The 21,757-nt window shown below is 37.9% G+C and carries 21 protein-coding genes and 1 pseudogene; 19 read left to right on the forward strand and 3 right to left on the reverse strand.

Going from position 1 to position 21,757, the window contains the following annotated elements; translation table 11 throughout:
- The first annotated feature begins 86 nt into the window (after nt 1-86).
- The 17 genes and pseudogenes from C8C76_RS04745 to C8C76_RS04820 all read left to right on the forward strand — a co-directional run bounded on the left by C8C76_RS04745 (nt 87) and on the right by C8C76_RS04820 (nt 17,441).
- Nucleotides 87-317, forward strand: a complete 231-nt coding sequence (locus C8C76_RS04745; protein ID WP_258222421.1) for a uroporphyrinogen-III synthase — start codon at nt 87-89, stop codon at nt 315-317.
- Between the two features lie 17 nt (nt 318-334).
- Complete coding sequence (hemB, locus tag C8C76_RS04750; protein WP_108139135.1) at nt 335-1,306, forward strand: porphobilinogen synthase; 972 nt, start codon at nt 335-337, stop codon at nt 1,304-1,306.
- A gap of 89 nt (nt 1,307-1,395) precedes the next feature.
- Nucleotides 1,396-2,697 carry a glutamate-1-semialdehyde 2,1-aminomutase gene (gene hemL, locus C8C76_RS04755; protein ID WP_108139137.1) on the forward strand — a complete coding sequence of 434 codons (1,302 nt, stop codon included), beginning with the start codon at nt 1,396-1,398 and terminating at the stop codon, nt 2,695-2,697.
- Entirely contained in the window at nt 2,697-3,125 is a 429-nt protein-coding gene (locus C8C76_RS04760; RefSeq protein ID WP_108139139.1) for a sirohydrochlorin chelatase, read from the forward strand. The genes hemL and C8C76_RS04760 overlap by 1 nt, the downstream gene beginning before the upstream one ends.
- A gap of 126 nt (nt 3,126-3,251) precedes the next feature.
- Nucleotides 3,252-5,600, forward strand: a complete 2,349-nt coding sequence (locus C8C76_RS04765) for a sulfurtransferase TusA family protein (protein WP_258222422.1) — start codon at nt 3,252-3,254, stop codon at nt 5,598-5,600.
- Between the two features lie 20 nt (nt 5,601-5,620).
- Nucleotides 5,621-6,859, forward strand: coding sequence for an O-acetylhomoserine aminocarboxypropyltransferase/cysteine synthase family protein (locus C8C76_RS04770; RefSeq protein WP_108139141.1), 1,239 nt, complete (start codon nt 5,621-5,623; stop codon nt 6,857-6,859).
- A 10-nt stretch (nt 6,860-6,869) separates the two neighbouring features.
- Entirely contained in the window at nt 6,870-8,594 is a 1,725-nt protein-coding gene (locus C8C76_RS04775; protein ID WP_108139143.1) for an adenylyl-sulfate reductase subunit alpha, read from the forward strand.
- Between the two features lie 83 nt (nt 8,595-8,677).
- Nucleotides 8,678-8,983 (forward strand): 4Fe-4S dicluster domain-containing protein, encoded by a 306-nt coding sequence (locus C8C76_RS04780; protein WP_108139145.1) that lies wholly within the window; start codon nt 8,678-8,680, stop codon nt 8,981-8,983.
- 101 nt (nt 8,984-9,084) lie between these two features.
- A pseudogene (gene thiS, locus C8C76_RS15485) lies at nt 9,085-9,276 on the forward strand (sulfur carrier protein ThiS); the annotation flags it as partial.
- Nucleotides 9,277-10,107, forward strand: a complete 831-nt coding sequence (locus C8C76_RS04785) for a HesA/MoeB/ThiF family protein (RefSeq protein ID WP_375135260.1) — start codon at nt 9,277-9,279, stop codon at nt 10,105-10,107. It abuts the pseudogene before it with no gap.
- Nucleotides 10,108-10,128: 21 nt separating this feature from the next.
- Nucleotides 10,129-10,551, forward strand: a complete 423-nt coding sequence (locus C8C76_RS04790) for a M67 family metallopeptidase (protein WP_108139148.1) — start codon at nt 10,129-10,131, stop codon at nt 10,549-10,551.
- Nucleotides 10,552-10,729: 178 nt separating this feature from the next.
- Entirely contained in the window at nt 10,730-11,197 is a 468-nt protein-coding gene (locus C8C76_RS04795) for a hypothetical protein (protein WP_108139315.1), read from the forward strand.
- Nucleotides 11,198-11,443: 246 nt separating this feature from the next.
- A complete protein-coding gene (gene cysD / locus C8C76_RS04800) occupies nt 11,444-12,325 on the forward strand; it encodes a sulfate adenylyltransferase subunit CysD (RefSeq protein ID WP_108139150.1) in 882 nt (293 codons plus the stop codon).
- A 9-nt stretch (nt 12,326-12,334) separates the two neighbouring features.
- Entirely contained in the window at nt 12,335-14,146 is a 1,812-nt protein-coding gene (locus C8C76_RS04805) for a GTP-binding protein (RefSeq protein WP_108139152.1), read from the forward strand.
- The gene (gene cysC, locus C8C76_RS04810; protein ID WP_108139154.1) at nt 14,140-14,715 is read left to right on the forward strand and encodes an adenylyl-sulfate kinase; all 576 of its coding nucleotides are present in this window, start codon (nt 14,140-14,142) and stop codon (nt 14,713-14,715) included. The genes C8C76_RS04805 and cysC overlap by 7 nt, the downstream gene beginning before the upstream one ends.
- Nucleotides 14,716-14,940: 225 nt before the next feature.
- Nucleotides 14,941-15,423, forward strand: a complete 483-nt coding sequence (locus C8C76_RS04815; protein ID WP_108139156.1) for a hypothetical protein — start codon at nt 14,941-14,943, stop codon at nt 15,421-15,423.
- A gap of 101 nt (nt 15,424-15,524) precedes the next feature.
- Nucleotides 15,525-17,441, forward strand: coding sequence for an SLC13 family permease (locus C8C76_RS04820; protein WP_108139317.1), 1,917 nt, complete (start codon nt 15,525-15,527; stop codon nt 17,439-17,441).
- Nucleotides 17,442-17,567: 126 nt separating this feature from the next.
- Here the strand turns inward: C8C76_RS04820 and C8C76_RS04825 are convergent, their stop codons facing one another.
- Entirely contained in the window at nt 17,568-18,794 is a 1,227-nt protein-coding gene (locus tag C8C76_RS04825) for a GumC family protein (protein WP_108139158.1), read from the reverse strand.
- Nucleotides 18,795-18,807: 13 nt separating this feature from the next.
- Nucleotides 18,808-19,026: a hypothetical protein gene (locus tag C8C76_RS04830; protein WP_108139160.1), complete on the reverse strand. Its 219-nt coding sequence runs from the start codon at nt 19,024-19,026 to the stop codon at nt 18,808-18,810.
- 384 nt (nt 19,027-19,410) lie between these two features.
- Here C8C76_RS04830 and C8C76_RS04835 point away from each other — a divergent pair, with 384 nt between their 5' ends.
- Nucleotides 19,411-19,923 (forward strand): hypothetical protein, encoded by a 513-nt coding sequence (locus C8C76_RS04835; RefSeq protein WP_108139162.1) that lies wholly within the window; start codon nt 19,411-19,413, stop codon nt 19,921-19,923.
- A 56-nt stretch (nt 19,924-19,979) separates the two neighbouring features.
- Here the strand turns inward: C8C76_RS04835 and C8C76_RS04840 are convergent, their stop codons facing one another.
- Nucleotides 19,980-20,759: an HD domain-containing protein gene (locus C8C76_RS04840; protein ID WP_108139164.1), complete on the reverse strand. Its 780-nt coding sequence runs from the start codon at nt 20,757-20,759 to the stop codon at nt 19,980-19,982.
- Between the two features lie 170 nt (nt 20,760-20,929).
- On the opposite strand from C8C76_RS04840, the gene C8C76_RS04845 reads away from it, so the two are divergent.
- The gene (locus C8C76_RS04845) at nt 20,930-21,643 is read left to right on the forward strand and encodes an SDR family NAD(P)-dependent oxidoreductase (protein ID WP_181248147.1); all 714 of its coding nucleotides are present in this window, start codon (nt 20,930-20,932) and stop codon (nt 21,641-21,643) included.
- Nucleotides 21,644-21,757 lie beyond the last annotated feature (114 nt).

The raw sequence follows: 21,757 nt of genomic DNA on the forward strand, positions 1-21,757 counted from the left end.
AAAGGATAAGGTAGTGACTGAATATTCTGTAGATAGTATATGTTCTCAATAACTTAAATTTGACAATGCTTAAATATTTTTATGCAATGCTAGTGGGTTTAGATAAACTGCTCAAAAGCAGGAATCAGAATCTGGAGAATAATTCAGCCGCAATTTCAAAAGAAGAGCTCTGGCAGCAGTTAGAAGAAATTCCTGCAGCCTGTATTGGCCCGGTAACGGCTGCTAAGGCGGAAGAATACGGACTTAATGTTAAAATAACGGCAGCTGAATATACAATAGAAGGTCTATTTGCTGCAATTTCAGCATATTATTCCTAAAGGGAGGTTTATATAAAATGGATTTAAATATAAGGCCGAGACGACTGCGCAGTTCTCAAGGTATTAGAGATTTAGTCAGAGAAACAAATTTAACTGCCGCAGATTTTGTTAAACCACTATTTGTAGTAAATGGTCAAAATATTAGGGACGAGATTCCTTCAATGCCGGCCAACTATCATTTATCGCTGGATAATTTGGAAGCGGAAGTTCAGAGGCTTGTCGAGCTGGGGATTAAAGCAGTAATACTATTTGGACTACCCGAATATAAGGATGCAGAGGGTTCAAGTGCCTGGCAGCAGGATGGAATAGTTCAGCAGGCAGTTAAAGGACTAAAAAAGAAGTTTCCAGAGCTGCTGGTTATTACTGACCTCTGCCTATGTCAGTATACAGATCACGGCCACTGCGGCATTTTAGAAGCGGGAAAAATTAAAAATGATGCAACTTTAGAAAGACTGGCAAAAGTTGCTCTCTCCCATGCTGAAGCAGGAGCTGATCTAATAGCTCCATCTGATATGATGGATGGAAGGGTGGCTAAGATTCGTCAGGTTTTAGATCAAAATGGCTTTAAGGAAGTTGGAATTATGGCTTATTCAGCTAAATACCATTCTGCCTTTTATGGACCTTTTCGTGATGCTGCTCATTCGGCACCGGGAGAGGGTGACCGCAGCAGCTATCAGATGGACGCTGCAAATTCTGATGAGGCTTTACGAGAGATGGAGCTCGATATTGCAGAAGGAGCAGATATTATTATGGTTAAACCTGCTTTATCCTACCTGGATATTATTAAGCAGGCCAGTGATAATTTTAAGCTGCCGGTTGCTGCCTATAATGTAAGTGGTGAATATGCGATGGTAAAAGCGGCAGCAGAAAAGGGCTGGCTGGATGAAAAAAGTGTGGCCCTGGAAATTTTGACTTCGATCAAAAGAGCGGGGGCAGATATAATAATTACCTACTGGGCGGACAGTGCTGCTGGCTGGCTTAAGGAGTAATTTAAGATGAGCAGCAGCTAATTTTATTTGGCAGGTTAAATATAAATATTTTATTTAAGTTTAAGAATATCAGCTAGGGAGTGATTTTAATGGATAAGGAAAGAAAAAAATCAGCTAAAGCTTTTAAAAAAGCAGAGAGGGTAATCCCCGGTGGGGTCAACAGTCCTGCCAGAGCTTTTTCTGCAGTTGAGATGGATCCTATTTTTATTGAAAGAGGAGAGGGAGCCTATCTCTACGACATTGACGGCAACAAATATTTAGATTATGTTAACTCCTGGGGACCGATGATTCTGGGCTATAATCCACCCCAGGTGCAGAAAAAATTAAAAAAACAACTTAAAAAAGGGACAAGTTTTGGGGCGCCAACTGAAGTTGAGACAGAAATTGCAGAGTTGATAGCAGATTTTTACCCGGCTGTTGATAAGGTGCGGATGGTTAATTCAGGTACAGAAGCCACGATGAGTGCGATCAGGCTGGCTCGTGGTTATACAGGTAGAGACAAAATAGTCAAACTGGAAGGCTGCTATCACGGGCATGGAGACAGTCTTTTAGTTGATGCAGGTTCTGGCGTGGCAACTTTAGGGATCAAAGGCAGTCCTGGAGTTACCGAAAGTATTGCTAAAGAAACTATAGTAGTACCCTATAATGATCGAGAAGCTGCAGAAAAAGTTTTTGCAGAATATGGATCTGAGATTGCAGCAGTTATCCTGGAACCGGTGACCGGAAATATGGGAGTTATCGCTCCTGAGCCAGGTTATCTGGAATATCTGCGTCAGATCACCCGTAAAAATGAAGCTCTTTTGATTTTTGATGAGGTAATGACAGGTTTTCGCCTTGCCCGCGGCGGAGCACAGGAACTCTATGGCATTGAGGCCGATTTAAGTACTTTTGGTAAAATTATCGGTGGGGGAATGCCAGTTGGTGCTTATGCCGGCAGGAAAGAAATCATGGACTATGTTTCTCCTGTTGGTCCGGTTTATCAGGCTGGAACCCTGTCCGGAAATCCAATGGCCATGCAGGCAGGGCTTGCTACTTTAAAAGAATTAAAAAATAAGAAGGTATATTCAGAGCTGGAAGCAAAAGGAGAAAAATTGGAAGCAGGATTTAAAAAGAATATCGAAGAACTTGGTTTTCCTGCCTACTTTAATCGGGTTGGGTCTATGTTCACTCTGTTTTTTAGAGCCAAAAAAGTTAAAAATTATCAGGATGTTAAAAGCTGCAGGCAAAAATTATTTGCGGCCTATTTTAAGGCAATGATTGAACAGGGTATTTATTTACCACCCTCTCAATATGAGGCCAATTTTATTTCACTGGCTTTAAGTGAAGAGGATCTGGAGAAAACAATATCTGCCAATTACCAGGCTCTGAAAAAAATAAAGGCTGAATTATAATGGGAAAAGCATTAGTAATAGTCTGTCACGGTAGTAAGAGCAAAAAAAGTAGTCAGGAAATAAAGTCATTACTTGCTAAAATAAAAAAGATTAATCAAAATATAGCCAGGGAAAAGGGAGAAGTACCAGATGACAGGACAAATAAAGAAAATTATTTTGAGATTGCAGCGGCTTTCCTGGAATTTGCCGATCCTCAGTTAGAAAAAACTGTACAGAGTCTCTATCAAAATGGGATTAAAAACCTCGATATTTTGCCTCTCTTTATCTTTGCAGGCTATCATCTCTGCCAGGACTTACCACAGCGGCTGGAAAAATTGGAGGTAGAACTTACGGGTTTAAATTATAAAATTCTTAATCATCCTGCCCACTATGATGACTTTGCCTCATATATTTTCGACAAGGCTTTGAGCGAGATTTCTAAAACTTAAAATTAAAATGTAAATTATTTTACAAATATTATTGACATCCGGGAACTAATAAGGTATCATAACTTTAAGCTAAAACCGAACAAATCTATAGGGATTGACATATAAATTAAAATAGGTATATGAGAGGTGAATCTGTTGACTGAAAATATTTTTAAAATTCCAGAGTCGATCAAAGAAGATACGGAAAAATTCAAGAGTAGTTTAGAGCAGTTTCTGGCAGGTGATCTGTCGGCAGAAAGATTTAAGGGACATCGAGTACCAATGGGAGTTTACGGTCAGCGCGGTGATTTCAAAAAAGAAAAATATATGGTTAGAGTCAGGGTTCCGGGCGGATTTTTAACAGTGGACCAGCTGCAGCTTCTGGCTGAGTTGAGTAAAGAGTATGGAGTTGGTTATTTACATTTTACAACCCGGCAGGATATTCAGATCCATCAGGTCGAAATAGAGAAGAGTGCAGAAATTTTAGATAAACTTTTAGCAACTGGACTAAGCCCCCGTGGTGGTGGCGGGAACACAGTCCGTAACATTATGAATTCTCCTGCAGCAGGGGTTGATCCAGAGGGCAGTTTTGATACAACCCCTCACTGCCTGGCCCTGAGTGAATATTTACTATCATCCCGTTCATCCTTTAATCTTCCCCGAAAATACAAGATTGCCTTTTCGGTAAGCAACAAAGATAAAGGACTGGCAACAGTCAATGATCTTGGTTTTATTGCAGCATTCAAAAATGGGAAACGCGGTTTTAAGGTTTATGCAGCTGGTGGGATGGGAAATAAGCCGGCAGTGGCTTTTAAATTAATAGACTTTGTAACCGAAGATAAAATTTTTGCAGTTGCTGAAGCAATTAAAAGATTATTTGACCGCTATGGAGACCGAAGCAACAGACATCAGGCGCGTCTTCGTTTTGTTCGCCGTCGTTTTGGCGAGGATAAATTTAGAGAATTATTTTTTGATTACTATAAAGAAGTATTAGAAGCAGCAGAAAAGGGAGAGCTGGAATTTATTGATCTTAATTATTACCGGCAAAAAATAGAACCTGTAAAAGATTCTCCTATCCTGGAATTAAATCCCCTTAAAGGAGATATGAATTATCAGGAAGTGATAGATTTAATTGAGCTCAGCAAAAAATATCACTTAAACTTAAGGACTACCAATCAGCAGGGGATTCTGCTTAGAGGAATTGATACTGCTCAGCTGAAGAAAATAAAATCAGAGCTGAGGAATATCAATTATAGCTGGCTTGATTCCCGAGCACTTTCTGCAGTAGCCTGTAAAGGAGCATCTACCTGCAGACTTGGTCTCTGTCATTCCCCCAATCTGGCAGAAGCAATTAGAGAAGAGCTTTTAAATCTGGATGAGGATATTAGAAAACTTTTACCCCAGATTTATATCAGCGGCTGCCCTAACTCCTGTGGCCAGCATCATATAGGAAAAATCGCCTTTGAAGGTAAAGCTAAACGAGAAAACGGCAGACTGATTCCCTATTATACCCTGCTGCTGGGAGCTGAGGTGAGTGAAGCTAATACCATTTATGCCAGGAGAACAGTTGACCTTCCGGCCAGAAGAATTCCCTCTTTTTTAGCTCGGACTGCAGAAACCCTGGCCGAGCAAAAAGATTACAGTTTGGAAGCTTTCAATCAGTATCTAAGCAGTGGTGGTCTGGAAATAATAACAGCTCTTGCTGAGGAGTATACTGAGATTCCTGCCTATAGCTCTGAACCTGATTTTTATAAAGACTGGGGTCAGGCTGAAGACTTTTCTCTGGCTGGTAGAGGTCCAGGAGAATGCGGCACCGGAGTAATTGAAATTGTAAAACTTGATCTCAACCGGGCAGAAAAAGCATATCAGAAAGGAATTGCTAATAAAGATAGTGACAGCTTATATCAGGCCATAATTGCTGCAGCTCGCTCATTATTAATTGTCCGTGGAGTTGATACTGAAAAAGATAGAATAATCATTAAAGAATTTAAAGAAAAATTTATTGATTCTAACTGGGCTGCCGCTTCCGCAGAGAGTCTTCTGGATTCTGCTCTTGATTATCGCCTGGGTGACCTAAAAGAACTTTCAACTCAGAGTGAGCAGATACTGGCCCTGATTGAAAGAGTAAAGGCACTTTTTAATTCTCTAAATTCCAGTCTGGAATTTACAATTTCCAAAGCAGCTCAAGCTGAAGCTGCTGAAAAAGAAAGCAGAGGAAAGGAAAAACAGGCAGCTGGAAATAGTGAAAATGAAGATAATAACTTACAGGAAGAATTTAGACTTAAAGACTTAAGAGGAGTTAAATGTCCTATTAATTTTGTGAAAGCAAAACTATTTTTGGAGCCGCTGCCGTCAGGTGAAATAGTAGATTTTTATCTTGATTCAGGAGAGCCAATAAAAAATGTTCCCGGGAGTTTAGAAAATGAAGACCATCAGATACTAAAAAAAGAAAAGCAGGAAGAAGGCTACTACTTACTGCGGGTAAAGAAAGCCTAGTATTTTAAAGGAGTGAGAAGATGAGTAGAGAATATCAATTTGAAACCAGATTATTATTATCTAATAACAGAAATGAATATGGAGCTGTAAACAGAGCAATTTATCAGACAAATGCCTTCGAATATGAAACAGCAGAAGAACTGGAAAAAGTATTTGCAGGTCAGGCTCAGGGCTATAATTACACTCGGGTAGGAAACCCCAGCAATAATGAATTTGAAGAAAAGATGAAAGAGCTGGAAAATGGAATTGGAGCTTTAAGCACAGCTTCCGGGATGGCTGCTATTGCCGCGGCTGTCTTAGCACTAGTTGAAGCCGGTGATGAGATTGTGGCCGGGAATAGTCTTTTTGGTGGGACCTACAGTTTTTTTAAGGATAATCTTAAAGACTGGGGTGTTAAATGTAATTTTGTAGAGACAACTGAGTTAGAGCAGTATCAGCAGGCTATTAACCCCAAAACAAAACTAATTTATATCGAAACGGTGGGAAATCCAAAGCTGGATATTCCAAACATTAAAAAAATAGCAGAAATTGCTCACCAGCATGGATTACCCCTGATCCTGGACAATACTCTAATGACCCCTTATCTTTTTCAGGCTAAGGAGTATGGAGTTGATGTAGTAGTTCATTCAACTTCAAAATTTATCAATGGCAGCTCCAATTCTATCGGAGGAGCTGTTGTTGATACAGGCAATTTTAATTGGGCTGAAAGTGACAATCCGCTGCTGGCAGATTATTTAAAATTTGGTCCCTTTGCCTATCTGGCCAGACTGCGTCAGGATATATTTCGTAATCTGGGTCCCTGTGCAAGTCCTTTTAATTCCTATCTTAATAATCTGGGGGTTGAAACTCTGGCGCTGCGGATGGAAAAACACTGTTCTAATGCATTAGAACTGGCCCGATTTTTTGATTCTAATTCGGCAATCAAAGGGGTGAATTATCCGGGGCTTAAGTCAAATCCATACCATCAGCTGGCAGCCGAGCAGTTTAATAATCATTTTGGTGGGCTTTTGACTTTTGAAGTCGGGAGTAAAAAAGAGGCTTTTAAAGTAATTAATGAGCTGAAGATTGCCAAAAATCTTTCCAATTTGGGTGGCTTGAGAACTCTTGTAATTCATCCGGCTTCAACTATCTATCACAAACTTTCAGAATCAGAAAAAAGAGTTCTTGGAGTCACTCCGGCTTTGATTAGAGTTTCGGTAGGAATTGAAAGTGCCAGAGATATTATCGAAGACTTCAGTCAGGCACTGGAAAAGCTGTAAGGAGGGAAAAATGAAGAAGGAAGTTTTAAAAACAGACCTGCTTATAGTTGGAGGTGGAGCAGCCGGCTCATATGCTGCAGTTACTGCCCGTCGGGAAGATCCAGAACTGGATATTACAGTAATAGAAAAGGCCCATATTGACCGCAGCGGCTGTCTGGCAGCAGGTATAAATGCCATCAACGCCTATCTGAATCCGGGTGAGACTCCAGGGTCCTATCTGCACTATGTTAAAGATGATTCTTATGGGCTGGTTCGGGATGACCTGGTCTATTCTATCGGCCAGGGCCTAAACAGGGTGACCGAAGAAGTTGAAAGCTGGGGACTTGAAATTTTAAAAGATGAGGATGGTAATTATTTAAAAAGAAGTTCCCGCAGTATCAAAATTAATGGTGAAAATTTTAAACCTATTTTGGCCAGAAAAGTTAGAAAAAGTAGAATTAGAATTTTAAATAAAACAGCTGCTCTAAACTATATTGTCCAGGATAATAGAGTCTGCGGAGTTTTTGCTCTAAATTTAAAGGAAGACAAATTTTATACAATTAAGGCTAAAGTGGTAATCTGTACCACAGGCGGTGCGGCAGGGATTTATAAGCCAAATAACCGGGGGCAGGCCAAACATAAGATGTGGTATCCTCCCTTTAATACAGGTGCCGGTTATGCAATGGGAATTAGGGCAGGTGCTGAGATGACAACTTTTGAGATGCGTTTTGTGGCATTACGAGTAAAAGATGTGATCGCACCTACCGGCAGCTTTGCCTTTGCCGGGGGCAGACAGATCAACTCTCAGGGAGAGGAATATCTAAAAAAATTCAGCAGAATCACCACTTCTTTGAGGCTTTTCGCTACAGTTGAAGAAAATAGAAAGGGGAGAGGCCCCTGTTATCTTGATCTCGGTCATTTAGATCTGGATAAAAAGGAAAAATTAGCCCGCTCATTACTGGGCATGTGTCCGGGAATGGTCTTAAAGTGGGAAGATCAAGATTTAGACTTATCGGAACTTAAGGTAGAGATAGAAGGAACAGAACCATATATTGTTGGTGGGCACTGTCAGTCAGGTTATTGGATTGATTCAAATCGCCGTACAACACTCCCGGGCCTTTATGCAGCCGGCGATGTTGCCGGAGGTGCCCCAAAAAAATATGTCACCGGAGCATTTGTTGAAGGAGAAATAGCAGCCAGATCAGCAGTTGAGGAATTAAAAAAGCTGCCGCAAAATTTTTTAGAATTAAATATAACCGAGTTAATTGCTAATGAATATAATCGAGTTTCCAGTTTTCTTAATAGAGAAGAAGGACTGGAAGCTGAGGTGCTGGAAGATAAGCTGCAGCAGATTATGGAAATTTATGCTGGTGGTAGAAGCCAGTATTATAGACTGGAAGCTGAAAAACTGCTTATGGCGAGAAGAAAATTGAATGAATTGAAGGCTGAAACTGTGAATTTAAAAGCCGATACTTCCCGCGAGCTGCTGGCTGTTCAGGAAGTGATTGAAAGAATTGAAGTTGCCGAAGTATTAGTTGAGCATCTGCTTTACCGTAAGGAGACTCGCTGGCCCGGATATCAGAGTCGGGTTGATTTTCCGGATCGAAAAAAAGAATGGCGGAAATTTGTTAATTCCAGACTAAGAACTGAAAATAATGAGCTTGAAATTATCGAAAGAAAATATAAAAGTTTAGGGGATTATGCGGCATTCAAAGACTATGATCAAGCTGATTTTTATCTTGAATATAATCTCTAAGCAATTAATAAAGAAGCATATGACCTAAAGAATTATATGATTTATAAATGAGCCTTAATTTCAAAAAGGAGAGTGAAGTGTTAATGGCAGTTAAAATTGATAAAAACATCTGTGATGGCTGTCCTGATTACAATCAGGGTCGCTGTGAGAGAATCTGTCCCGGTAGTTTGATTTCGAAACAGGGAAAAAAAGCAAAAATTATAAGACCCGAAGAATGCTGGGATTGTGCAGCCTGTGTTAAAGCCTGTCCCCGCAATGCCATTAGTCTTTACCTGCCCGAGGAAGTTGGAGGCCGGGGAACAGAGTTAAAAGTTCAGCAGAAAAATAAGCGTTCAATCTGGATTTTTGACAGAGAAGATGGAAGCAGAAAAGTATACAAAACTGGTTAGTGCCAGGTTAAAGAGAAATATTTCACTTGTACCAGGTACAAAAAGGCCTTTTTGTACCTGGTACCTATAAAATGGTACCGATAATTAAAGGAGGACAATAAATGAGCATAAATATTACTGTTAATGGAGAAGAAAAAGAGATTAGAGAGGGGTTGAATCTGGCTGAGCTGCTGGCTGAGCTGGAGGTCGATCCTGAGGTGACTGTTGTCAAATTAAATGAGGCCATGGTTCCCCAGGGAGAACTGGCAGAAAGAGATCTTGAGTCAGGTGACAATATTGAATACATATTTTTTATGGGAGGAGGGGCTTTTGATTTAACTGAAGAAGAAATTGAGCGCTACAGCCGCCATATTATTCTAAAGGACCTGGGAGGTACAGGCCAGCAGAAGATTAAAGAAGCTAAAGTACTGGTAGTTGGAGCAGGAGGACTTGGTTCTCCTGTTGCCTTTTATCTGGCAGCTGCCGGTGTTGGAACTTTAGGTCTGGTTGACAGCGACCATGTAGATCTGACAAATCTCCAGCGGCAGATTCTTCATACAACTGAGGATACAGGCCGGCCCAAGGTCGAATCGGCCCGCGAAAAACTGGAAGCTATGAATCCAAATGTTGAGGTAAAAATATATAATCAGTATCTAAATAAGGATAATGTGGAGTCGATTATTGCCGATTATGACATTATAGTGGATGGTGTCGATAATTTTCCCACCCGCTATCTTTTAAATGATGCCTGTGTAATGGCCGAAAAACCGCTGGTTGAGGCCGGGATTCTGCAGTTTTCAGGTCAGCTGACAACTATTATGCCGGGAGAGGGACCCTGCTACCGCTGTATTTTTGCTGAACCGCCAAAAGAAGGTGCGATCCCGAGCTGTCAGGAAGCTGGAGTTCTGGGAGCAATTGCCGGTACAATTGGAACCCTGCAGGCAACAGAAGTTTTAAAGCTGATTACCGGGATTGGCAGACCACTTGTCGGCAGAATGTTAGTTTATGATGCAAAGGATCTTTCCTTTAGAGAAGTTGAGGTCAAAAGAAGTAAAAAGTGTGATGTCTGTGGTGAAGAGCCGGTAATAACAGAGCTGATGGAATATGAATTAAGCTGTAATCTGCACCAGCAGGCAGAGGCATAAGCACTGCAAAGGAGGAAGTCAATGTCAAAATTAATTCTCAAAAAAGAAGATTATCAAAAGATTTTAGAGTATTCGCGGCAGCATAAACCGGTAGAAGCCTGTGGAATTATAGCGGGGATTATTGATCAGGATGCAGGGAAATATTTTTCAACAAAGGTTTATTTAATGGAAAACACCAAAAACAGTCCCGAACATTATCTGATGGAGCCGGAAGAGCAATTTGATGTTTTTAAAGATATGAGAGAAAATGAGCTCGATTTGATTTCAGTATTTCATTCTCATCCTCATTCACCAGCTCGACCTTCTCAGGAAGATATTGAAATGGCTAATTATAAAGAAGCTATCTATTTAATAATTTCTCTGCAGCAGGAACAGGAAGATTTTAGAGCCTATTTTATTCAGGATGAGCAGCCTCAGGAAATTGAAATTGAAGTTGAAATTTAAATTATATTATACGAAGTGGAGCAGTCCTGAAATATTAATTGGCGAAACTCTTTTAACATGACTCTTTTTCAACCGTCAGCCTTCCTTAAAAATCAGACCAAATATTATTTGCCAACCAGGATCAATATGCGGTATAGTAAATGCACATGGAGATTAGGAAGAAGGGCAGGTGAATCAGATGTCAGAAGCTAAAATTTTAGAGATGCTTGTTAGCCGTTTTGACCAGCTTGATAAGAGTTTGGATAATAAATTTGAACAAATCGATAAGCGCTTTGACCAGATAGACAAACGACTTGATGATCACGATAAGCGATTCGATCAGATAGATAAACGGCTTGATGATCATGATAAGCGTTTCGATCAGGTTGATCAACGATTTAACAGTATTGAAACGAAATTAGCTGAACATGATCAGCGCTTTGATAAGCTGGATAATGTTCTTGCAGAACAGGATATTAAATTCTTTAATATCAATAAAACATTAAAAAAACACAGTAATCAACTTGATGAGCTGAATTATACAATTAATAAGATTCACGATCAAACTGCCCGCCTGAGCCTGGAACAGGGCAAACTGGCAATGAAAATTGATCAGCTGAAAAACTCGAGTACAGAAAAGGATGAGAAAAAGCTCAATAGTATCTAAAAATTATAAAATGATAATAAGGTAATTTTAAACTTAAATATAAGGAGCAGTTTCCTTTTTTCAAGGGGCTGCTCTTTTTAGATAAGTCTTGTTTTTAGGGTCAACTTTTGATAAAATCTAATTAATTGAAATTAAGTCGTTAAAGCTCAAGAATTCGATATTATTCGACATTTGAGTGATTATCATATCGGGTATTACTAATAATTTCCAGGTACCCGGTACTTAGATAGACAAGGAGGGTCAATTTTGGATCATTTAGACAAATTAGAAAGCAGAAGTATTCATATTTTAAGAGAAGCGTACAGTGAATTTAATAATATCTGTATGCTGTGGTCAGTTGGTAAGGACTCAACAGTTATGCTCTGGCTGGCCAGGAAGGCGTTTTTTGGACATGTTCCAATTCCACTGGTACATATTGATACCAGCTACATGATTCCCGAGATGATTGAACACCGGGATAAGCTGGCAAAAGAGTGGAATCTGGATATGATTTACGGCCAGGATGAAGAAACACTGGCAGCAGGAGATACCTTTCCTAATGGGAAAGCAACTCACTTAGAATGCTGCGGCCGCTTAAAAACAGCTGCCCTTAAAAATACCTTAAATGGTAACTGGCGCCGCTACAGATACAATCATAATAAGGACGAATACGAGCTGGACAGCAATCGTGAACCCTACACAGGGGTAATTGTTGGTGCCAGAGCAGATGAGGAAGGTTCCCGTTCCAAAGAGAGATATTTTTCTCCCCGGGACCGCAACAATGACTGGGATATTGGCGATCAGCCGCCAGAATTCTGGGATCAGTACAAGACAGATTTTGCTCCCGGTACCCATGTTAGAATTCATCCCCTTTTAGACTGGACTGAGCTTGATGTCTGGGAATATATTCAGCGCGAAAAGATACCAATGGTCTCTCTATATTTTGACCAGGGTGAAGGTAAACGCTATCGCTCTTTAGGCTGTGCTCCCTGTACTGAGCCGGTAGAATCTACAGCCTCCACAGTTGATGAGGTAGTAGAAGAGCTTAAAACAGGTAAATTTGCCAATATCGCTGAGCGAGACGGCAGAGCCCAGGATAAAGAAGATGGTGGCGGTTTAGAAGAACTGCGCAAAGACGGATATATGTAGGAGGTAGTGATGAATAATAAAACAGGAGAACAGGACTTAAATTTAGTAATTGCAGGCCATGTTGACCACGGTAAAAGTACAATCATTGGTAGAATGCTGGCAGATACAGATTCTCTGCCGGACGGCAAATTAGAACAGGTAAAGGAGACCTGCCGCAAAAATTCCAAGCCTTTTGAATATGCTTTTTTACTTGATGCACTAAAAGATGAGCAGGCACAGGGAATTACTATTGATTCGGCAAGGGTCTTTTTTCAGACAGATATGAGGCAGTATATAATTTTAGATGCCCCGGGTCATATTGAATTTCTAAAAAATATGGTAACCGGAGCCGCCAGAGCAGAAGCTGCTTTACTGGTAATCGATGCATCCGAAGGAGTTAAAGAAAACTCCCGCCGCCACGGCTATATGCTCTCGATGCTCGGCATCAAACAGATTGCAGTAGTGGTAAATAAGATGGATTTGGTTGATTATGATGAGAATACATATAATCAGATTGTAGAAGAATATACAGACTTTCTGGCTGAAATTGGACTGGAAGCAGAGCGCTTTATCCCGGTCAGCGGAATGCTTGGAGATAATGTAGCTGACAGATCAGAAAACATGCCCTGGTTTGAAGGTAAAACTGTTTTAGAGCAGCTGGACAGCTTCGAAAATGCTGCCCTGCCTCACAATAAACCCTACAGAATGCCGGTTCAGGATGTCTATAAATTTACCAAAGGTGGAGATGACCGCCGGATAGTTGCTGGAACAGTGGCAGCTGGTGAATTAAATGTCGGTGATGAAGTTGTTTTCTATCCTTCCGGTAAAAAGAGTACTGTTAAGACAATAGAAGGTTTTAAAGAAGATAAACAGCATAAGGTTAAGGTCGGTAAAGCAACCGGTTTTACCCTGGATGAGCAGATATATATTACCCGCGGGGAATTAGCTTCCCGAGCTGATGAAGCTGAGCCTAAAGTTTCAGCAAGAATCAAGGCCAATCTTTTCTGGCTGGCCCGCCAGGATTTAGTTAAGGATAAGGTCTATCATCTAAAACTTGGAACAACTAAAGTTAAGGCCCGTCTGGAAAAAATCAACAGAGTAATTGATGCTTCCAACTTAAATCAGGATGAAGCCAAAGAAAAGATTGAGCGCCACGATGTGGCTGAGGTTGTCTTTAAACTTGATCGGGCGATGGCTTTTGATCTGGCCGGAGAGATTGAAGAGACCAGCCGCTTTGTAGTTGTCGATGACTTTGAGATTGCCGGTGGTGGAATTATCTCTGAAGCTATGGAAGATGAGCAGAGCTGGGTTCGAGAAAAGGTAATGCGCCGTAACTACAACTGGGAACAGTCCTTAATCAGCCGTGAAGATAGAGCAGAAAAGTATAATCAGAAATCAACTCTAATCTTGATTACTGGAGAAGAGGATGTTGGTAAAAAGCCAACTGCTAAAGCCCTGGAGAAGAGATTGTTTAATGACGGTAAGGTAGTCTACTTCCTCGGTATTGGTAACCTCCTCTATGGTGTTGATGCTGATATTAAAAATGGAAATAATGATAACAATAAAGAAGAACATCTGCGCCGTCTGGCTGAGGTTTCTCACTTAATGCTCGATGCAGGAGCTATTTTAGTTGTAACAGCTGTTGAGCTGAGCCAGTCCGATTTAGAGCTGATCAAAACAACAGTTAACCCACAGCAGATCGAGATAGTCTGGCTCGGAGATAGAGTGACAACTGATTTAGAGTTTGACCTCCATATTCCGGAGTTTACTTCAGAAGCTGAAGTTTCAGCTCAGATTAAAGGCCTGTTACAGGACAGGGGGATTATCTTTAGACCATGGTAGATAACATTAAGTGGCATTTAGGTGAAATTGATAAGGCTGCCCGGGAGGAACTTTTAGGGCAGCAGGGAATGGTTCTCTGGTTTACCGGACTTTCGGGCTCCGGTAAATCTACCATTGCTGTTGAGGTAGAAAAGAAGCTTTACCGAAGAGCTAAAGCCTCCTACCGCCTTGATGGTGACAACCTGCGCTTTGGTTTAAATAAGGATCTCGGTTTTACAGCTGAGGACAGAGAGGAGAACATCCGCCGGATCGGTGAGGTGGCTGCTTTATTTGCTGATGCCGGCTTAATTACCCTGGCTTCTTTTATTTCTCCCTACCGCGCCGGCAGAGAAGCTGCCCGTCAGGCTGCAGGAGCAGAAAATTTTAAAGAAATTTATGTTAAAGCCAGTGTGGAGGCCTGTGCTGAACGAGATCCCAAAGGACTCTACGAAAAGGCCAAAAAAGGTGAGATCGAAAACTTCACCGGGATATCTGCTCCTTATGAGGAGCCGGAAAATCCTGATCTGGTAGTGGATACTGAAAAATTGAGCCTTGAAGAATCAGTTAAGCTGGTGCTGGGACTGGTTTAAAACGTGCAACTACCGTTTACCGAACCAATTTTTACCAAAATTAATCCTGGCTGGATTGCAATTTATTTTTTTATTATTAAACTATAAAAAAATTTCAAGCCTTATTTATCTTTCCATTTCCTTGCCAATTAATCTTCAAAGTAATATAATAAACTTAGTAAATAATAAATTGATATAGATTTTAAAAGTTTATGGAGAACAGGTAGGAAGGAGAGTGAAAATGAGGTGGCTGAAGATAAAACTTTAAATTTAATCCTTTCTAAACTTGAAGATCTGGATACTAAAGTTGACAGAATGGATTCTAAGTTTGATAAATTGGATACTAAAGTGGATAAGTTATCTGATCGATTTGATAAATTAGATTCTAAAGTTAGTAAATTAGATTCTAAAGTTAGTAAATTAGATTCTAAAGTTAGTAAATTAGATTCTAAAGTTGCTGCTCTAGATTCCCGAGTTGATAGCCTGGAAGTTAACCTTTCAAACTTCAGGGGGGAATTCAATAATTTTAGAAGTGAGACCAATGAAACTCTGTCCCGGATAGAGAAGAGAGTTAATGCTACATTTGATCAGGTTGGAGGGCTTAGCGAATACAGAACTAAAACTGAAGCTCAACTCGACAACATTGAATCTGACATGTCCTATTATGCCCGTAAACAGATTGAAAACGAAAAAGAAATATATAAATTAGAACGAAAAATGGCAAAATAGCAGCTTTTAAGCCTCTCCTGCAGGCAAAAACGGGAGAGGTTTTTCGGTCTTTTAGAAAGCTGAATTAATCTGGGAAAAAGGAGGGATTCAAGTTGCTTGAAATGAAAAAATTAATTTTTATTATAGCTCTTCTGGCCTTAACAGCAGTGTTTTTAAGCACAGGATTTGTTGGAGCAGCAGAGACTTATCCTCAAGCCGATTTGAATCCCCCTTTATTTACCAGTAATGTTGCTGTAGTAATTTTTTTAATAGCTCTTGTCCTGGTTTTGTTTATCTGGGAGCCGCTTCCAATAGGAATTATTGCCATCTCAATCCCTGTAATTCTGATTGCCTTAAAAAGCTGGACAAGGGTTTCTGCTGAGCAGGCATTATCCGGTTTTAGTAATAATGCGACCGTAACTGTTATGGCAATGTTTGTAATAAGTAGAGGTATTCAAAATAGTGGTGCTGTAGAAATTTTAGGCAGTAAAATAGAAGCTTTTTCTGGAAATAATAAAAGGAAGCAGATCGGCTCTATTACAGCTTTAACAGGTTTTATGGCCAGTGCCATTAATAATACTCCGGTAGTAGCAGCTTTTATTCCAATGGTAACCTATCTGGCAAGGAGGACAAAAATTTCTCCTTCAAAACTATTAATTCCACTTTCTTATTCGGCCATGCTCGGGGGTACAATAACCTTATTTGGAACCTCAACTAATATTTTAGCCAGCGAAGTTTCGGCAAGATTAATTAACCATCCCTTTGGTGTATTTGAATTTACTAAACTGGGGATTATAGCTTTTTTAGTTGGTTTTATATACTTAATTACAATCGGCTACTATTTAATTCCGGAGCGGATCTCAGCTGAAGATAAAGACTTATTGGAAGGCTATGAGATGGATCAATTTTTAACTGAGGTAGAGATAGAAAAAGATTCCCTCTTATTAGGCCGGAGTATTGGTCAGGTTTTTAAAGAAATAGAGCTGGATATAGATATAGTTCAAATCACGAGAGAAGATGAACAATTTATGGAACCCTTAAGTGTAAAAACTATCAGAGCCGGTGATCATCTGGTTATTAAAGGCGAAAGAAAAGTCCTGTCAGATTTTACAGCAGAAAAAGGGATCAAATTATTAACTGAAATTCGAGTTAGTCAGAATAAATTGGAGGATTCCTTGCAGGGACAAAAAGTTGTAGAATTAATTGTCTCTGATAATTCGTTTGTAGAAGGTAAAACTATTAATCAGGTTCATTTTCTTGAGCGCTATAATGCTACTTTATTGGCTATTCGACATGGTGAAAAAATTAGACATAATGAGTTAAAAAATTTCACTCTAAGATCAGGAGATGTTTTACTTCTTTTAGTTACGAAGTCTACTCTGGATAGATTAGAAAAAAATAAGAATTTTATGATTGAAAGAGAAGTTAGTGAAGAAGCAGTTTATCAATTTGCAGATATCGCAACCGGTTTATTAATTATAGGGACAGTGATTGTACTGGCTGCCTTAAATCTTGTTTCGATTGCGGTTGCAACTTTAGGTGGGGTGGTGGCTATGGTAGCGACATCTCTGGTGGATCCCAAGGAAATTTATGAAGCTATAAACTGGGAGGTCTTTTTTTTACTGGCAGGTTTAATACCTTTAGGAGTTGCAATTGAAGAGACCGGAACGGCAGGATTTATCGCCTATCAGTTATTAAGAGTAACCGATATCTTCCCACCGCTAATAATTCTCAGCCTTTTTTACCTGTTTACAGCAGTCTTAACCAGTGTGATCAGCAATAATGCCAGTGTAGTACTGATGATTCCTGTTGCAGTAGGGGCAGCCACCCAACTGGGAGCCAATCCTTTTGCTTTTGTTTTGACGGTAACTTTTGCCTCCAGCTCGGCCTTTTTAAGTCCCATCGGTTATCAGACTAATCTAATGATTTATGGTCCTGGTGGCTATAATTTTAAAGACTTTATAATCGCTGGTACTCCATTATTAATTTTACTATCAATCATCATCCCTGTTTTTATAAGTCTATTTTGGGGAATCTAAAAAATAGCTAATCAACTGTTTCCCGCTGACTATTTTAATAAAATTAAACCTCCTTTCAAATTGAGTGGTTAAGCTCAGTTTAAAGGAGGTTTTTTAGTTAAGCTAAAAGTTTAGATTTTATATCTATTATTCATATTTACTCAAATCAGCATTGTTAATAAATTCTTTAAAAAATACTAAGAAAACAGATAACATTAAACCTAAAACAGCTGCTATAGCAATATTCAACTTTTTATTTGGTGAAACTGGTATTTCATTAATGTTTGCTTGCGAAATTATATCAATAGTATAATTCTTACCAGCCAGGCTCTGGTTATTATTTTCATACTGATTAACAGCTGTTTGGTAATTATTTCTGCTGTTTTTTAATTCATTATTTAAAACTTCCTGTTGTTCTTCTAAATTAATAATTTTTTCTTCAAGACTAATTATTTGATTTCTGAGATTTTCTATTTCATTTCTTTTATTTTCTAAATCACTTTTTAAAACTGATATTTGTTGATTGATGCTATTTTCTCTGCTAGTTAAATTATTATATTGTGGATTTAAAAATTCATTCTTAGTAGTTAAAAGATTAATTAACTCATGATCTGGATTAATACTCTGCAGTTTATTTAAACTTTCGTTTGAGATACTTTCTTCTCTAACTAAAAATTTATCTGTCCTTTTTAATTGTTGTTTAACAATTCCTAATTCTACATTTTTATTCTTTAAGTTATTATTAAGATCTATAATATTTTCTTCTAAATTAACCAGTCGATTTTCCTTTCTACTTAATCTTGATTTCATAAGACTAATATTATTCTCAGCTTGGAATTGATTATATTTTGTTAAATCATTTATATACTGCTGATAATCATTATCTTTTTTATTTTCTAAAGAGCTTAAGTAGTTATTGTTGTTTGTTTCTAAGTAATTATAAACTTCATTACTAAATTTATCAAACCAATCATTTAAAATTGAGGCAGCCAATTCGGGGTCATTTTCAGTATAACTTAATTTAATAAATCTATTTTCATCTTCTGTGGTTATTTTTAATTTATTAGTTAAAAAAGAATTGCTATCTTTATCAGGATAATAGCTATTTGAAATTTCCTCTAATAATTGATTTTTTTGAAAGAAATTTATGTACTCATCTTTATTTACATTTTCCCCATTAACCAATTTAAAATTTGGTGCAATAAATGTTAATTCAGACTTATAACTTTCCTCCATTATAACGAAACTGGCAAATGCTGCTATAAAAATAAATAATAAAGTTATCCCTATAATCATAAACTTGTTTTTATATAATAAATACAAATATTCTACTAAATCAATTTCATATTCATCATAATAATTGTCCTTTTCCATTTTTTTATCTCTCCTAACCTATATTAATTAATGTATTATCACCATATTTAATTTTTATTTTTTTCTCTGGCTTAAATATAATCAGCAAAACCCCAAAAATAACTGTTGTGATTATGAATAAAGAAAATAAAAGTGTGTTAGAAACCATGAAATTAATTAAAGATAAGATCGCCATCAAGAAAAAAATTAAAAATGAAAATAGGTAAGATTTCACAGTGATTTCATTATTCATAAAGTACCCCCTCCTTTTACTGCTCTTAAAAAATCCTCTTTATTTTTTGATAAATTACTTTTTTATTACATGGAAAGTTAAAGCGATAATTTTTATCAGCTTTTCCCTAACATATACAAATTTTATTATAACATGATATTATTTTACTTACAATAAAAAATAGCCTATACGCAAAACAATACAAAATTCGATAAAATACATCATTTGAATTTAAGAGATTTCTTTTCAGAAATAATTATTTAACTTTGCAAATTTAAAACTGAGGTTATTGTTTTTGAATTTTTTTATAAGTTAAAGAAGGAATTAAACTAAATGTGAAGAACATATATTATATATTGATATACTTAATAATATAGTAAAACTTCAAAAAGGAGAGATGATCTTATGAGCAATTCAAAAATAAGGGCTAGCTTTGTGAATGGGGAAATAGAAATTGTTGGAGAAGATAGTTTTGTAAGAGATCATGTTGAGCTATTTGAAAAGACAATTGAAATAATGGCAAAGAGCCATAAGAATTCTGTTAATAATGAAATAGCTACTTCTTCAAAAAACAATAAAGAGCTTAAAGAAGAATCTAATAAAAAAGAAATAACTTTAGAAATTACAGATTCTTTTGGAGAATGGTTCCAAAAATTCAAGAAAGATTTGACAGAAAAAGATAAGGCTTTAATTGCAGCTTATTATATCCAAAAAAATTCTTCTGAAGAAGAGTTCAAAACAATTAAAGTAACAAGAGCTTTAAAAGAGTATGGAATTAGTTTATCTAATACTTCTCTCTATATAAGTAGTCTAAAAAAATATAAGTATATCTTTCCCACTGAAAAAAGAGGTAATGTAAAGTATTATAAAATTTCCAAAGATGGTGAAAATTATTTAGAATCTTTAATTAGAGAATAAAAAATAGTATATTTATATCATCTTATTGAAAATTTTAATTTTAATCCTGACAGGTCTTATTTGCCAGGATTTTTATTTACATACTCCTTCACCCGCTGATATATCTCTTCAGCTCTCTCATTCTGCTCCATCGAATCATAAATAACCTCCAGATATCCCCGCTCCTTAATAATCTCAATTGTCTCCTTAAAATTAATATCATAGATCCAGCCGAGCTGCATTACTTTTAAATCATTGATTGTCTCCAGTTTATCATAGTTAATTGACTCTCGCTTTAACACTTTTTGATAAATTTCATCCTGAATCTCCGGCTCAGTCGATAGTTTAATCACATAATCTTTCTGGCTGCGGGTTTTATACCTTTCCACAAAAATATTAAAAATATCCAGTTTGTCGGCATCTCTGATCAGTCGAGCAAAAAACAATTCCTCATCACTGGCAAATAGTTCCGGGCTCAGGTCAGCTTTATTATGCTGCTCAACAGCTTTGAAAATTATATTCTGCTTACTTTCAGCTAAAGAGTCAGTTAAACTGCTTTCCTTAATTACTTCAACTCCCAGCTGACCGTGGTCCTCTGATTTATAATCGGAAAAAGTCTTATACTTTTTATACTGTTTAAAACGGCCGATATCATGGAGGAGTGCAATTATTCTGGCCAGGTTTTCTTCCTCCTCAGTTACTGTCATGCTGCTAATGATCTCTTCCATATTTTTAACCACCCTTTTACTGTGGTCAATTTTGAGCTGAATATTTTTCTGATCCTTTTCAGTTTCCAAATTGAACTGCTCTGTATATGAATCAAAGTATTTTTTAGTCTGCTGATATAATTCATTCATCTTAAAAACCTCCTCTAATCCTGTCTTCTATTATAATTTAGATTATTCTTTTTGTAAATTAATTAAGTTACATTAAGCCCGCGCAGAATCATTAAAGGTAAATCAGTACTTTTAGAGAAATATAGCTTCAGGAATCAATTTCACGATAATTTATTGAGGAAGTGATGCAGTTGCAGAAAACAGTTTATATAACAGGTGCGGATAGAGGTCTGGGTTTTGCCCTAACAAAGAAATTTTTAGAAGCAGGTTATTTTACTTTCGCCGGTCGCTACTTAGAAGAATGGAACTGGCTGGCTGAGCTGCAGACTGAGTATCCAGAAAACTTAAAACTGGTCGATCTGGATTTAGACTCTGACAGCTCAATCAAAAAGGCCGCAGCAGAAATAGCTAAAAATACTGATTCACTTGATATTTTGATCAATAATGCCGGGATTTTTGCTCCGGATGTCGATGATATTTTAGGAGAGCTAGATTTTGAGATAATGGAAAAGATGTACAGGGTTAATTCCCTGGGCCCGCTTAAAGTCACTCACTCGGTTATAGAATTACTGCTTAAAGGGGAGAAAAAGCTTTTAATAAATATTTCCTCGGAGGCGGGGAGTATTGCTGACTGTCCGCGGAAAAAGGAATATGGTTATTCGATGTCCAAGACGGCAGTTAATATGCAGTCTAAAATAATTCAGAATCACCTGCAGGAAAAAGGCTTAAAAGTCTTTGCCCTCCATCCGGGCTACCTTAAAACCTATATGCTGGGTGATAAAAATGAAGAAGCTGATATTGAGGCAGCAGAGTCTGCAGCTGAGATATTCAGGCGCTTTGTTGAAGCAAGAAAAGACTATCAGAAAATCTATTATGATTATCAGGGAAATCAGCTTTCCTGGTAGTGTAGTAAGCCTTAGAAAAGTTTAATTGTAAGCTTTAATTCCTCTTCTAATTGGAGTAACAAAACTGATTGGAAGAGGAATTTTTCTATTATTAGAAGGATTTTAACAATCTAC

It is taken from the genome of Halanaerobium saccharolyticum (genome assembly GCF_003053565.1).
Classification (GTDB): domain Bacteria; phylum Bacillota; class Halanaerobiia; order Halanaerobiales; family Halanaerobiaceae; genus Halanaerobium; species Halanaerobium saccharolyticum_B.